This window comes from Pseudoalteromonas sp. S3178 (genome assembly GCF_005886985.1).
GTDB classification, from domain to species: Bacteria; Pseudomonadota; Gammaproteobacteria; order Enterobacterales; family Alteromonadaceae; genus Pseudoalteromonas; species Pseudoalteromonas carrageenovora.
Window position 1 is genome coordinate 82,171 of record NZ_PNCW01000024.1, and the last position, 14,171, is coordinate 96,341.

A 14,171-nucleotide genomic window follows, 5' to 3' on the forward strand; every position below is an offset into this window, starting at 1 on the left:
AGCTAAGCCCGATTTAATCGGGCTTTATTTTTTATATAACTAAACTTTAACAAACTGTGAATATGATATATAAATTAAATTAAGAATCTAAAATAGGATGAACATCATTATTAAATTGCTTAACTACATAGCGCTGATTTATGGATCTATAACTACGAGCTTTGTAGTAGCCCAGCCAATTGAGAAGTACGTAGTCGGTGTAGAAAATATAGAATACCTTCCTTACTACGATGGTAGCGGTACAAATAAACTTGATTACTATGGTTTTAGCCGTGATTTATTAGAAATGTTTGCTGATAAGCAGGGTATAAAACTAGAGTTTTATTCACTACCTATTCCACGATTGTATAAAGAGTTTATAGAGCATCACCACGTAGACTTTAAATATCCTGATAACCCTAATTGGCAAGTGGGTTACAAACAGACGTTTAATACAGCCATTAATTATTCTGAACCCTCTTTAGTTACTCATACAGGCATAGCAAGTTTAAAACAAAATATTACACTCAAAGACTGTAAATCACTTGCTAAGGTGCGCGGTTTTACTTTGCAAGGATTAAATGAACTCACCACCAAGCCATCACTAAAAGTAGTTGAAACCGACAACGTAATCGAAATGATCTACTTACTATACAAAGAGCGAATAGACTGCATATACATATCTCATGATGTACTTGAATATAACTTAGGAGCGTTTTTTGACACCACAGTGCCGGTTTATTTTCAGCACCATTTACCAGTAGATGAGCAAGCCTTTTTATTATCTACAATAAATTATCCTAAGTTAGTTGAAAAATTTAATGCTTTTTTAAAAAACAATAAGCAAAAAATAAATGCACTTAAGCTGAAGCATAAGATAATCATTGAATAAATAGGGGGGATAATAAAAACGGCCCATATAAAGTCACCACCTTACATGAACCGCTTTTCACACTGACAACATCTTACACACACAATATAAGATTAGGTTTGCTACAAAGTAGCTAATTTGATTACTGCGTGGAGCTGGTGGAATAAAAAACAGTTCAAACTAAGTCACCACCTAACTTGAACTGCTTTTTCACACTGACAACATCTTACACACACAATATAAGATTCTTTTATTACCTAGTTAGAGCTATCACCTCTAAAAAGGTTGCATTTATTTGGTGCAAAACAATAAATTACTTTAAATAACTAAAGATATTTCATTGCTTGTTAGCGATGGATTAACTTTAAAATAAACCTACAAACTCGACAAACGATAAAAATAAAACTAATAAGTGAAAAAAATTAAGTTATAGACTTTAGTCTAGAGTGGGTTTTTAAGTGCTTGTTTATTAATAAGTAAAACTAAAGGGTTGCAAAGGGGGATAATAGGGCGGCGATTAAGTAACTATTTTAAAATAATTAAAAAGTAGTATTGCGTGCTTTAGATGCTCGTCGCCCTATATAAGTTAACTTTGAATTTTTCGAAAAGTAGATACAACCCATTTTGCAAATAAATCTAGTGCCGGATTGGGTGTGTTAGTTTCATGCTGTACTAAGTAATATTTATCTTTAGTGGTAAGTGGTCGTTCAAATAATTTATATAACCATTGTTCATCAAGCCAGCTTTGGCTAATGGGTAATGGAATAAGTGAAATACCGATACCTTGCTGTGCTGCCCGTGCTACACCAAACATACTGTCTATCTGAATAATTTGTGTAGGCGAAAAGTCATCAATCCCAGCTTTTTCAGCCCACTGATGCCATGCCCACGGGCGCGCTTTATGTAGAATAAGCGGTACTTGATTAAGCGCTTGGCAATGATCGTCTTTCCATTGCTTTAAAAGCTTTTCATTACATGCAGGTATGTACTCAAGATTAAACAGCTCTGTAGCTAAACCTTCAGTGGGTTTACTCGATGACAAAACAATCGATAAATCACTATGACGCGTCAACTCTTTACGGGTTTTTAGCGTATCCATTTGCAAGTTTATATTAGGATGCTCTGACGTCCACTCACTAAGCTTTGGCATAAGCAATTCGCTGGCAAAAAATTCAGGCAACGTAATTGTTAAATTAGTATTTTGTTGCATCTGACTAAACTCATTAATAGTGCCCTCCAGGGTGCTAATAATGGGAGATATAGCATCAAAAAAGTTTTTACCTGCTGTAGTTAAACTAATAGAGCGTGTTTTACGTTGGAATAGCTCTATTCCAAGTTGTTCCTCAAGTTGTTTTATTTGATGGCTTACCGCAGACGGCGTTAAGTACAGCTCATTGGCTGCATGCTTAAAACTTAAACTTCTTGCTGCAAAGCAAAAAGAGCGGAGGCCACGTATAGGAGTTTGCATGTTTTCCAGTATTATTTAATTTATTAAGACGCCTATCAAAGGCAAAAATCGAACCAACTATTTAATATAATAATATCAATTAGTTAAAAATAAAATTGACGCTAGTTCACAAAAAAGGTGCAGACTATCTACAAATTAGTGCAATTAATCTAAGCGCTTACATTTTATTTATAACGCTATTATAGATATAAATTTACTACAGATGTATGAATAAGACAGTAATAGGCAAAAAAAATCCCTCTTGCGAGGGATTTTGGGTAACTCAGCGCCATTGGCACTGGGAATGAGGTCGGTACATGGTAAAGCTATTTAAATTTATGTGATCAGTTACATAATTAAAAAACCATTTCTGGTACTTCACCGTCAACAAGTAATTTACCTGCTGTTTTACTAATTATTTCATCAACTGATACGCCAGGAGCACGTTCTAATAAATGAAATGCGCCGTCTTTAACTTCTAATACGGCTAAATCTGTTACTATTTTTTTAACGCAATTAACGCCTGTAAGCGGTAAAGAGCAGTTTTCTAGCAATTTAGAATCACCATGTTTACTTGCATGGGTCATAGTAACAACAATATTTTTCGCGCCAGCGACTAAGTCCATCGCGCCACCCATGCCTTTAATCAGCTTTTTTGGGATCATCCACGACGCAATGTTGCCGTTCTGGTCAACTTCAAATGCACCCAGAACGGTTAAGTCTACATGACCACCCCGTATCATGGCAAAACTATCTGCACTATTAAATATGGCTGCGCCTGTTGCAGCTGTCACGGTTTCTTTACCCGCGTTGATCATATCGGCGTCTAATTCTTCCTTAGTAGGGTATGGTCCCATGCCTAACAGACCATTTTCGGACTGTAACATAACTTCTATGCCCTCAGGTACATAGTTTGCGACGAGTGTCGGAATTCCTATGCCTAAATTAACGTAGTAGCCGTCTTGTAGTTCTTGTGCAACGCGCATTGCAACTTGTTCACGTGATAATGCCATAACTGTGCTCCTGCTTAATCTCGTGTTGTTACACGTTCAATGCGTTTTTCAAAGTTACCTTTAATAACGCGATTTACAAAAATACCTGGGGTATGAATTTGGCTGGGCTCAAGCTCACCGGGTTCTACAATTTCCTCTACTTCGGCAACGGTAATTTTACCTGCTGTTGCCGCCATAGGGTTAAAGTTCATAGCGGTGTGTCTAAACACTAAATTACCGTATCGGTCGGCCTTCCACGCTTTTACAATGGCAAACTCACCCGTTATAGACTCTTCTAAAATATGAGGGCGGCCGTTAAATTCTTTTACCTCTTTGCCCTCAGCCACTGGCGTACCGTAACCTGTAGCGGTATAAAAAGCCGGGATACCTGCACCACCTGCACGCATTTTTTCAGCAAGCGTGCCTTGTGGGGTAAGCTCTACATCAATTTCGCCGCTAAGAAGTTGTTGCTCGAATAGGGCGTTTTCGCCAACGTATGAGGCAATAACTTTTTTTATTTGTTTGTCTTTGAGTAAAATACCCAACCCAAAGTCATCTACACCGCAGTTATTAGAAACTACCGTTAGCTCTTTAGTTTTCATTTGCTTAATGTGTTTAATTAAGCCCTCAGGAATACCGCATAAACCAAAACCACCAGCAATTACGGTATCGCCATCTTTTAAACCTGCCATTGCAGCTTCGTAACTAGAAACCACTTTATCAAAACCGGCCATGAGACTCTCCTCATTGTGTTAACTGCCATTTGGCGAGTCAAACTATTATTTTTGTGTGTTGTGCAGTGCAATTGCCACTTTACTTACAGGGGCTTTACCAAGTGCTTGCGTAATTTGCCAGCCTGCGTTATTTAGCCTTTGTAAATCAATTCCATGTTCAATGCCAAGCCCATTGAGTAAGTAAACAACATCTTCAGTGGCAACATTTCCTGACGCACCCTTTGCATAAGGGCACCCGCCAAGGCCTGCAACAGCGGCATCAACCGTTGCTATTCCTAAGCTCAGTGCTGCGTAAATATTTGTGAGCGCTTGGCCATAAGTATCATGAAAGTGAACCGCTAATTTAGTTTTATCTATGTGTTGTAATAATAAAGATAACACCTCGGTAATTTTATTGGCGGTACCAACTCCTACGGTATCGCCAAGGCTTACCTCATAACAGCCAAGTGCAAGTAGCTTTTGTGTTACTTCAAGCACTTTTTGTGGCGCTATGTCACCTTCGTATGGGCAACCAGCAATGCAGCTTACATAACCACGCACGCGTATGTTATTGGCTTTTGCAAACGCCATTACTTCACTAAAGCGCTCAATACTCTTATCAATGCTGCAGTTTATGTTTTTTTGGCAAAATGATTCGCTTGCGGCAGTAAAAATAGAAAATTCTGTAACACCTGCATCCAGTGCAGCTTGGGCACCTTTTAAATTAGGCGTCAGGGCGCTTAAATTTACATGGGGTAAATCAAGCGCTTTTATCACGTCGGCTGAGTCGGCCATTTGTGGCACCCATTTAGGTGATACAAATGCACCTGCTTCTATATCTTTTAAGCCTGCATCACTGAGTGCATTAATTAAGGTGATTTTATCTTTTTTAGACACCGCTTTTTCGTTTTGCAGACCATCGCGGGCACCCATTTCTACAATACGCACTTTTGTAGGAAAAGCCGTCATTACGATGCCTCCTGCGCCGTGATATCTTCTACAATTGCAAGTAGGGCGCCATGGGTTACAAGCTCGCCCTCGGCAAAACAATAACTTTGTAAAATACCATCGTGTGGAGCGTTCAGCGTGTATTCCATTTTCATAGCTTCAATAATAACAACCGCATCGCCTTTGGTTAAAGTGCTTCCTACTTCAACTAAGTGCTTAACTACTGTGCCATTAAGTGGGGCCGCAAGTGGTAGTGCGTCACTTTCGTGGCTGCTAATGTAATGTTTAGTATTTAGAGCAAGCTTGATTTGCAGCGCAGCAAACATGACGCTAATACTGTTATCAACGTGGCTTACATGGGCTGTAAATTTTTCGCCATTAATAAACACGCTGCATATGTTTTGGTTTATTTCACCGGTAACCTCAAACGGTTTTTCATTATGGTTAATGACATAACCCGTTTTAGTTTTAACGGCGTTTATAGGTAAATCTGTAAATGGAACATCCACTTTTTGCGGTGCATTAAGCGTAAAACCACTTAATTGTTGCCAAGGGCTTGAACTTTGAACAGCTTTGTTTTTAGCGCTAAGCGATTCAAGGTAAGCAAAGGCTGCAATTATGTGTGCTTTTTCAAGTGCGATACTATCAACACTCACCAATGCATCACCTTGCTCAGCAATAAAGTGGGTACTTGGCGCACCTTGAGCAAACGTAGGGTGGCTTGCTAAGTTATGTAAAAAGCCAATGTTAGTGCTAAAACCCGCTAAGTGAAATTGCTCAAGTGCATAGCGTAAACGCGATAATGCTTGCTCTCGGTTATCATCATGCACAATCAGTTTTGCAATCATAGGGTCGTAAAACGGGCTTATATCATCGCCTTGTGCAATACCAGTATCAATACGTACAAACTCACTGTTAAGTGGTGTGCTTAACGCTTCTATTGTGCCCGAGCAGGGGATAAAGTCGTTACTTGGATCTTCTGCATAAATACGCGCTTCAAAGCTGTGGCCTTGGAGTTGTATGTCTGATTGCGTTAACGGCAGTGTTTGCCCAGCGGCAATATTAATTTGCCAATTAACTAAATCTACACCGGTTACCATTTCGGTTACTGGGTGTTCTACTTGAAGGCGCGTGTTCATTTCCATAAAGAAAAACTCATCACCGCAAAGCAAAAACTCAACCGTACCTGCACCTCTGTAATTTATTGCCAGAGCGCAGCGTACTGCGGCTTCACCCATTTCTTTGCGTAGCTCGTCAGATAAACCCGGAGCAGGGGCTTCTTCAATAACTTTTTGATGACGGCGCTGCAGGGAACAATCCCGATCGCCTAAATAAACACAGTTACCGTGGTTATCGGCAAACACCTGTACTTCAACATGGCGAGGCTGGTCAACATAGCGCTCAAGCAGTACTAAGTCGTTACCAAAACCGGCTATTGCTTCTCGCTGTGCGCCCTCAAGTGCAGTTATAAAATCGTTGGCTTGCTCAACTACGCGCATGCCTTTACCGCCACCACCAAAGGCCGCTTTAATTAGCACGGGGTAGCCAATTTTTTCCGCCTCAGATTGTAAAAAAGCAGGGTCTTGATTATCACCATAATACCCAGGCACTAATGGCACATTGGCAGCGGCCATTATTTCTTTAGCGCGGGTTTTAGAGCCCATAGCCTCTATGCTGCTGGCAAGTGGGCCAATAAACGCAATGTTGTTTGCTTCACAGGCTTTAGCAAATTCACTGTTTTCAGATAAAAATCCATAACCTGGGTGAATACAGTCAGCGCCTGCATTTTTAGCTACTTGCAAAATTTTGTCGGCAACTAGATATGAGTCTTTACTTGGTGCTGGGCCAATGTGGTAGGCCTCATCAGCCATTTTTACATGTTGTGCATGTTTGTCGGCGTCAGAATAAACAGCCACTGTCGTTAGGCCCATTTGTTTTGCACTTCGCATTACACGGCATGCAATTTCACCACGGTTGGCAATTAATATCTTTTTTAAAGTGTGTGTGTTCATAGTTAATCCTACAGTTGCCAAGCGGGAGGGCGTTTATCAAAAAAGGCACTTAGCCCTTCTTGGCCTTCAATAGATACACGAATTTTTGCAATACGTTCGGCCGTGAGCTCAATAAGTTCATCGTTAATTGGCTTATTTGCTACATCATTTATTAATGATTTAGCGGCTTTTACAGCGACAGGGCCGTTATCGATTAATGTTTGCAGCATGTTATCAAGTGCACAATCTAAATTACCGGTTACCTGATGAACCAAACCAAGTTGTTTTGCTGTGTGGGCATCAAACACCTCGGCGGTTAAAAAGTAGCGGCGCGCAGCGCGCTCACCAATGGCTTTAATTACATAGGGGCTAATTACCGCAGGTATAAGTCCTAATTTTACTTCACTTAAGCAAAACTGGGCGTCATCTTTACTTAGGGCAATATCGCAACATGCAATTAAGCCTAACGCTCCGCCAAACGCAGCGCCTTGTACAGCACATATGGTTGGATGAGGGGAGGTAGCTAACACCTGCATTAATTTAGCGAGCTGCATAGAGTCGGCAAGGTTATCGGCGTAATTGTTATCAGCCATTGATTTCATCCAGGCTAAATCGGCACCTGCAGAAAAATGCTTTCCTTCAGTTTTTAAAACCAAAGCGCGAATATCGAGCGTATTTGCATGCTCTATGCACTGAATTAGCTCGTGTATTACTTCACTATTAAATGCGTTACGTTTTTCAACTCGGCTTAAAACAAGTACAGCCACATTAGATTTTGTTATTTGTAGTGTTACTGACATTTTTACGCTCCGGTTACATTCTAAATACGCCAAACTTAGAGTCTTGCTCAGGTGCATTTTTAGCTGCACTTAAGGCAAGGCCTAATACGTTACGAGTATCGGCAGGGTCAATAATGCCGTCGTCCCACAAGCGCGCGCTTGCGTAATACGGGTGGCCTTGCTCTTCGTATTGATCAATAATTGGCTTTTTAAAATCGCTAACTTCTTGCTCGCTCATGCTATGGCCTTTACGTGCTAAACCATCTTGCTTAACTTGAGCCATTACACCTGCGGCTTGCTCACCGCCCATTACTGAAATACGGGCATTGGGCCACATCCACATCATGGTTGGTTCAAATGCGCGGCCACACATACCATAGTTACCCGCGCCGTAAGAGCCACCAATTAGCACCGTAAATTTAGGCACATCGGCACACGAAACCGCCATCACCATTTTAGCGCCGTGCTTTGCTATGCCTTCAGCTTCGTATTTTTTACCCACCATAAAGCCGGTAATATTTTGTAAAAACACTAAAGGAATATTGCGCTGTGCACATAGTTGAATAAAGTGCGCGCCTTTTTGCGCCGACTCACTAAATAAAATGCCGTTATTAGCCACTATGCCAACAGGGTTGCCATAAATGCTGGCAAAACCTGTTACCAGCGTTTCACCAAAGTAACGTTTAAATTCATCAAATGATGAGTCGTCCACTGTGCGGGCAATGACTTCACGCACATCAAACGGCTTTTTGAGGTCGGTGCCTACAATGCCGTAAAGCTCGTTTATATCGTAACGTGGCGGTTTAATATCCTCTAAAAGAGGGGCTGTAGGGCGCGTGTAATTAATACGCTCAATACATTGACGCGCAATAGATAGCGCATGCTCGTCATTTTCAGCAAAGTGATCAGCCACGCCTGATGTTTTACAATGCACATCGGCGCCGCCAAGTTCTTCAGCGCTTACTACTTCACCTGTGGCTGCTTTTACAAGCGGCGGGCCTGCTAAAAATATAGTGCCTTGCTCTTTTACAATTATGCTTTCATCGGCCATTGCAGGTACGTAGGCGCCACCAGCAGTACATAACCCCATTACCACAGCAATTTGAGGAATGCCTTTACCCGACATACGAGCTTGATTGTAAAAGATACGTCCAAAATGCAATTTATCAGGAAATACATCGTCTTGCTCAGGCAGGTTAGCACCGCCCGAATCAACTAAATAAATACATGGTAAGTGGCAGCGCTCGGCTATGTCTTGTGCGCGTAAATGCTTTTTAACGGTAAGCGGAAAGTACGTACCGCCTTTTACAGTGGCATCGTTTGCAATGATCATGCACTCAATGCCTTTAACTCGGCCAATACCTGCCACTACACCTGCACAGGCAATTTCTTGTTCGTACACACCAAAGGCTGCAAATTGCGAAATTTCTAAAAACGGTGAGCCTTCATCTAATAAAGTGCTAATGCGGTCGCGTACAAATAATTTACCACGCCCTTCATGGCGCTCTTTTAATGCAGCACCACCGCCTAAGCTAATGGTGGCCACTTTGCTTTGTAAATCATCAACTAAAGCCGCCATGTTTTTGTGATTTTGCACAAAAGTAGGGTCGTGAGGATTAACGCTCGATTTTAATATCGTCATAATTTAATCCTTAACGGCTTTCGGTGAATAGTTCGCGGCCAATTAGCATGCGGCGAATTTCTGATGTGCCAGCGCCAATTTCGTATAATTTAGCATCACGTAATAAGCGGCCTGTGGCGTATTCGTTTATGTAGCCGTTACCACCTAAAATTTGAATGGCATCTAGCGCCATTTTGGTGGCAAGTTCAGCAGCATATAAAATGGCGCCTGCGGCATCTTTACGGGTGGTTTCGCCGCGGTCGCAGGCTTTAGCAACAGTATAAACGTATGAGCGCGCTGCGTTCATTTGCGTATACATGTCGGCCACTTTGCCTTGAATTAACTGAAATTGACCAATAGGGGTGTCAAACTGTTTACGCTCATGAATATAAGGCACAACTATATCCATACATGCTTGCATAATGCCAAGCGGGCCAGCAGCAAGTACTACGCGTTCGTAATCAAGGCCGCTCATAAGTACTTTAACGCCTTCGTTTAAGTTACCTAAAATGTTTTCTTCGGGTACTTCGCAGTTTTCAAACACCAGTTCACAGGTGTTAGAGCCACGCATGCCGAGTTTGTCGAGCTTTTGTGCAGTAGAAAACCCAGCAAAGCTGCTTTCAACAATAAAAGCAGTAATGCCTTTAGCGCCGGCGTTTAAATCTGTTTTTGCGTAAATAACAAATGTGTGTGCGTCGGGGCCATTGGTGATCCACATTTTATTACCATTTAAAATGTACTTATCGCCTTTTTTCTCGGCTTTAAGTTTCATCGATACCACGTCAGAGCCTGCGTTTGGCTCGCTCATGGCAAGGGCACCAATATGTTCGCCACTAATGAGTTTTGGTAGGTATTTTTCTTTTTGTGCTTGATTACCGTTACGGTTAATTTGATTTACACACAAGTTTGAATGCGCACCATAGCTTAAGCCAATTGATGCACTAGCGCGGCTAATTTCTTCCATTGCAATTACATGCTCTAAGTAACCTAAGCCTGCACCGCCAAAGTCTTCAGAAACGGTCATACCAAGTACACCCATTTCGCCCATTTGCGGCCAAAGCTGATTAGGAAACGCATTATCAATATCAGTTTGCTCAGCCAGTGGCGCAATTTCTTGGCTTGCAAAGCTATTTACATGGTCGCGGATCATATCGGCGGTTTCGCCTAGGCCAAAGTTCATCTCTTTATAAAGTGAAATAGTGCTCATGATTCATTCCTGTGTGAGTGTGTGTTGTCAGTGTGTTTTTATTATTAAAATAGGCTACTCGTCTATTTTATTGAGTGTGTCTCTGCAGCGGCGCTCCGCTGTCACTAATTCCATAAGCACAACTTTTATGTCGTCCATTTGTTGAGAAAGGTCGGCTTTTTTCTCAGCTATTAAGTCGAGCATAGTCACCAGCTGTTTAGCGCTTGATTTATCGGCGTCGTACAGTTCAAACAAACGGCCTGTTTCAGCAAGCGTAAAGCCTAGGCGTTTACCGCGTAATATAAGTTTTAAGCGAACTTTGTCGCGCTTTGAATAAATACGGGTTTGGCCGTTACGCTCTGGGCTTACTAAGCCTTGGTCTTCGTAAAAACGAATAGAGCGGGTAGTAATATCAAACTCTTTAGCTAAATCGCTAATGCTAAAGGTTTGTTCATTACTGCCAGGTACGTTGGCTGAACTTGCAAAGTTTGTTTGGTTATCTGGTTTCATAGTTGTGTTTACCTCATTCGAATAACTCCAATATAAGTGAAGTTTACGTAAAGGTAAAGCTCGGTGTGGTATGAAACTATTTATAAAGGAGTGTTGGCGTGAAATGTTAAATTTAATTATTAATATTCAGTGGTTTATTTTTATTTATGTTGATTAACCGTACTGCTGGAAAATAAACCTTACACTTTTAAAACTAAAAATTAAGCGTTTTTTAGTTGACGTTAGCGTAAACGTTAGTATTGTGTATGGGTATTAAATAATAAATGAACACTAAATTAATAGAGCAAATATTCTAACAACTATTTGCATAAAAATACAACGGAGTTAGTTATGACTTTAGAATCAGTGGTAATTGTAGCAGCTAAGCGCACGCCTATGGGCGGCTTTATGGGCGCATTAACCGATGCACAATCTACCGAGCTTGGCGCTACCGCCATTGCAAGTGCACTTGCACAAACTGGTTTAGCTAATGATGCAATAGATGAAGTAATTATGGGCTGTGTTTTGCCAGCGGGTCTTGGCCAAGCGCCAGCTCGCCAAGCCATGTTAAAAGCAGGCCTTGCTCTGGGTACCGGTGCCACCACCATTAATAAAGTATGTGGTTCTGGTTTAAAAGCAGCCATGCTAGCAAACGACTTAATTAAAGCGGGCTCAATTAGCAGTGCAATTGCCGGCGGTATGGAAAGCATGAGTAATGCACCTTACTTTATACCTAAGGCTCGTGGTGGTATGCGTATGGGCCACGGTGAAATTAAAGATCACATGATGAGCGACGGCCTAGAAGATGCTTACGATAACAAAGCAATGGGCTGTTTTGCACAAGACACAGCCGATGAATATGGTATTGGCCGTGAGCAAATGGATGCATTTGCACTAGGCTCGTTAAGTAAAGCTAATACTGCAATTGAAAACGGCAGCTTTGAGAACGAAATTGCCCCGCACACCATCAAAACCCGTAAAGGCGATGTAACCGTATCGATTGACGAGCAGCCGGGTAATGCCCGCCCAGAAAAAATTCCTAGCCTTCGCGCAGCCTTTAAAAAAGACGGCACCATTACGGCGGCTAATTCATCGTCAATTTCTGATGGTGGTGCAGCACTTATATTAATGAGCGAATCAAAAGCAAAAGAGCAAGGCTTAACACCGCTTTGTAAAATTGTAGCGCACAGTACGCACTCTCAAAAACCAAGTGAATTTACGGTAGCACCTGTAGGCGCAATGAACAGCGTGCTTGAAAAAGCAGGCTGGGCAACCACTGATGTTGACCTTTGGGAAATTAACGAAGCGTTTGCCATGGTAACTATGCTTGCCATTAACGAATTAAAGCTTGATGAGAGCAAAGTAAATGTAAATGGTGGCGCGTGTGCACTTGGCCACCCAATTGGTGCCAGCGGCGCGCGAATTTTAGTAACTCTGATTCATGCACTTAAAAACCGTGGCCTTAAAAAAGGAATTGCGTCTTTATGTATTGGTGGCGGCGAAGCCGTAGCCATGGCGGTAGAGGCTTACTAACAAAGCAGTTAATTAACTAACAGCAACTAAAATGCACCGTACTCATACTAATAACAAAACGGTGCCATTTTAAAAGAACACACTCACAATAGGATTTACACATGCACCAAGTTCCACTACTTATAAATGGCGAATTTGTTCAGTCGGCTTCTAAAGAGCTTATTGATGTAATTAACCCCGCAAATCAAGAAGTACTTGCGCAAGTTCCATGTACTACCGACTCAGAAATGGATGCCGCTATTGCCTCAGCCTCAGAAACATTTAAAACGTGGAAAGACGTACCCATTACTGAGCGTGCCCGTATTATGATGAAATACGCGGCGCTATTAAAAGACCACCACGATGAGCTTGCAACCATTATTTGCCATGAACTAGGTAAAACTTTTGAAGATGCAAAAGGCGATGTTTGGCGTGGTATTGAAGTAGTAGAGCAAGCAGCTAATGCACCATCATTAATGATGGGCGAAACAATGGAAAACGTTGCCCGTAAAATAGATACCTACTCTTACATGCAGCCCCTTGGTGTTTGTGCGGGTGTTACTCCGTTTAACTTTCCGGCGATGATCCCACTTTGGATGTTTCCGCTAGCTATTGTGTGTGGTAACACCTTTATTTTAAAACCGTCTGAGCAAGACCCACTTACACCTATGCGTTTAGCAGAGCTATTTATTGAAGCCGGCGCACCAAAAGGTGTATTACAAGTTGTACACGGCACAAAACCACAAGTAGACCGCCTACTAGAAGATAAAGCAGTACGTGCTATTTCGTTTGTAGGTTCGTGTGGCGTAGGTGCGTACATTTATTCTAAAGGCACACAAAACCTTAAACGCGTACAAGCGTGTGTGGGGGCTAAAAATCACATGGTTATAATGCCAGATGCGAGTAAATCGCATGTTGTAAATAACCTTGTTGGCGCATCGGTTGGTGCTGCAGGCCAGCGCTGTATGGGTATTTCGGTTGCTGTGTTTGTAGGCCAAGCAAGCGAGTGGGTAGATGAAATAAAAGCAGGCTTTGAAAACGTACGCCCAGGCGTATGGGATGATAAAAACGCAGCCTATGGCCCACAAACATCAAAAGCCGCAAAAGAGCGTATTTTATCGCTTATAGCAAGCGGTAAAGAGCAAGGCGCAACTTGTTTAATAGATGGTTCACACTTTACTGTAGAAGGCTACGAGCAAGGTAACTGGGTTGGCCCAACGCTATTTACCGACGTGACAAAAGAGATGGATTTATACAAAGAAGAAATTTTTGGTCCTGTGCTTGCCTGTATGTTTGTAGATACGCTAGAAGAGGCAATTGCCCTTATTAACGACAGCCCATACGGTAACGGTACATCACTATTTACTTCAAGCGGTGCTGTTGCTCGTAAATTCCAACACGAAATAGAAGTAGGGCAAGTGGGTATTAATGTGCCCATTCCGGTGCCGCTGCCGTTTTTCTCGTTTACAGGTTGGAAAGGCTCGTTTTACGGCGATACGCACACCTACGGTAAGCAAGGCATACGTTTTTACACCGAAACTAAAACCATTACCTCACGCTGGTTTGAAGACGACATCGCTTCAGGTCCAAATATGAGCATTAATTTAAAATAAACACACTCAAAAATAATAATAAAGAAGAGC

General features: G+C 41.8%; 12 protein-coding genes. 3 read left to right on the forward strand and 9 right to left on the reverse strand.

All coding sequences use genetic code 11. The features are described from left to right. The first annotated feature begins 97 nt into the window (after positions 1 to 97). Positions 98 to 871, forward strand: a complete 774-nt coding sequence (locus CWC11_RS06655; protein ID WP_249330679.1) for a transporter substrate-binding domain-containing protein — start codon at positions 98 to 100, stop codon at positions 869 to 871. A 565-nt stretch (positions 872 to 1,436) separates the two neighbouring features. Here CWC11_RS06655 and CWC11_RS06660 read toward each other — a convergent pair. The 9 genes from CWC11_RS06660 to CWC11_RS06700 form a co-directional block, all read right to left on the reverse strand. After that, positions 1,437 to 2,318 (reverse strand): LysR family transcriptional regulator, encoded by an 882-nt coding sequence (locus tag CWC11_RS06660; RefSeq protein WP_138682071.1) that lies wholly within the window; start codon positions 2,316 to 2,318, stop codon positions 1,437 to 1,439. A gap of 335 nt (positions 2,319 to 2,653) precedes the next feature. Beyond that, positions 2,654 to 3,310: a CoA transferase subunit B gene (locus CWC11_RS06665; RefSeq protein ID WP_138682072.1), complete on the reverse strand. Its 657-nt coding sequence runs from the start codon at positions 3,308 to 3,310 to the stop codon at positions 2,654 to 2,656. A gap of 14 nt (positions 3,311 to 3,324) precedes the next feature. After that, positions 3,325 to 4,023 (reverse strand): CoA transferase subunit A, encoded by a 699-nt coding sequence (locus CWC11_RS06670; protein WP_138682073.1) that lies wholly within the window; start codon positions 4,021 to 4,023, stop codon positions 3,325 to 3,327. Positions 4,024 to 4,068: 45 nt separating this feature from the next. Further along, positions 4,069 to 4,971 (reverse strand): hydroxymethylglutaryl-CoA lyase, encoded by a 903-nt coding sequence (locus CWC11_RS06675; RefSeq protein ID WP_138682074.1) that lies wholly within the window; start codon positions 4,969 to 4,971, stop codon positions 4,069 to 4,071. Next, positions 4,971 to 6,962 (reverse strand): acetyl/propionyl/methylcrotonyl-CoA carboxylase subunit alpha, encoded by a 1,992-nt coding sequence (locus CWC11_RS06680; protein ID WP_138682075.1) that lies wholly within the window; start codon positions 6,960 to 6,962, stop codon positions 4,971 to 4,973. Before CWC11_RS06680 ends, CWC11_RS06675 begins: the two co-directional genes overlap by 1 nt. An 8-nt stretch (positions 6,963 to 6,970) precedes the next feature. Then, positions 6,971 to 7,741 carry an enoyl-CoA hydratase/isomerase family protein gene (locus tag CWC11_RS06685; protein WP_138682076.1) on the reverse strand — a complete coding sequence of 257 codons (771 nt, stop codon included), beginning with the start codon at positions 7,739 to 7,741 and terminating at the stop codon, positions 6,971 to 6,973. 13 nt (positions 7,742 to 7,754) lie between these two features. Then, positions 7,755 to 9,362 carry a carboxyl transferase domain-containing protein gene (locus CWC11_RS06690; RefSeq protein ID WP_138682077.1) on the reverse strand — a complete coding sequence of 536 codons (1,608 nt, stop codon included), beginning with the start codon at positions 9,360 to 9,362 and terminating at the stop codon, positions 7,755 to 7,757. Positions 9,363 to 9,372: 10 nt separating this feature from the next. Beyond that, a complete protein-coding gene (locus CWC11_RS06695) occupies positions 9,373 to 10,548 on the reverse strand; it encodes an isovaleryl-CoA dehydrogenase (RefSeq protein ID WP_089347610.1) in 1,176 nt (391 codons plus the stop codon). A gap of 54 nt (positions 10,549 to 10,602) precedes the next feature. Continuing rightward, a complete protein-coding gene (locus CWC11_RS06700; protein ID WP_089347611.1) occupies positions 10,603 to 11,037 on the reverse strand; it encodes a MerR family transcriptional regulator in 435 nt (144 codons plus the stop codon). A 330-nt stretch (positions 11,038 to 11,367) separates the two neighbouring features. On the opposite strand from CWC11_RS06700, the gene CWC11_RS06705 reads away from it, so the two are divergent. Continuing rightward, a complete protein-coding gene (locus CWC11_RS06705) occupies positions 11,368 to 12,549 on the forward strand; it encodes a thiolase family protein (protein ID WP_138682078.1) in 1,182 nt (393 codons plus the stop codon). 101 nt (positions 12,550 to 12,650) lie between these two features. Continuing rightward, positions 12,651 to 14,141 (forward strand): CoA-acylating methylmalonate-semialdehyde dehydrogenase, encoded by a 1,491-nt coding sequence (locus CWC11_RS06710; RefSeq protein WP_138682079.1) that lies wholly within the window; start codon positions 12,651 to 12,653, stop codon positions 14,139 to 14,141. The last annotated feature ends 30 nt before the right edge of the window (positions 14,142 to 14,171 follow it).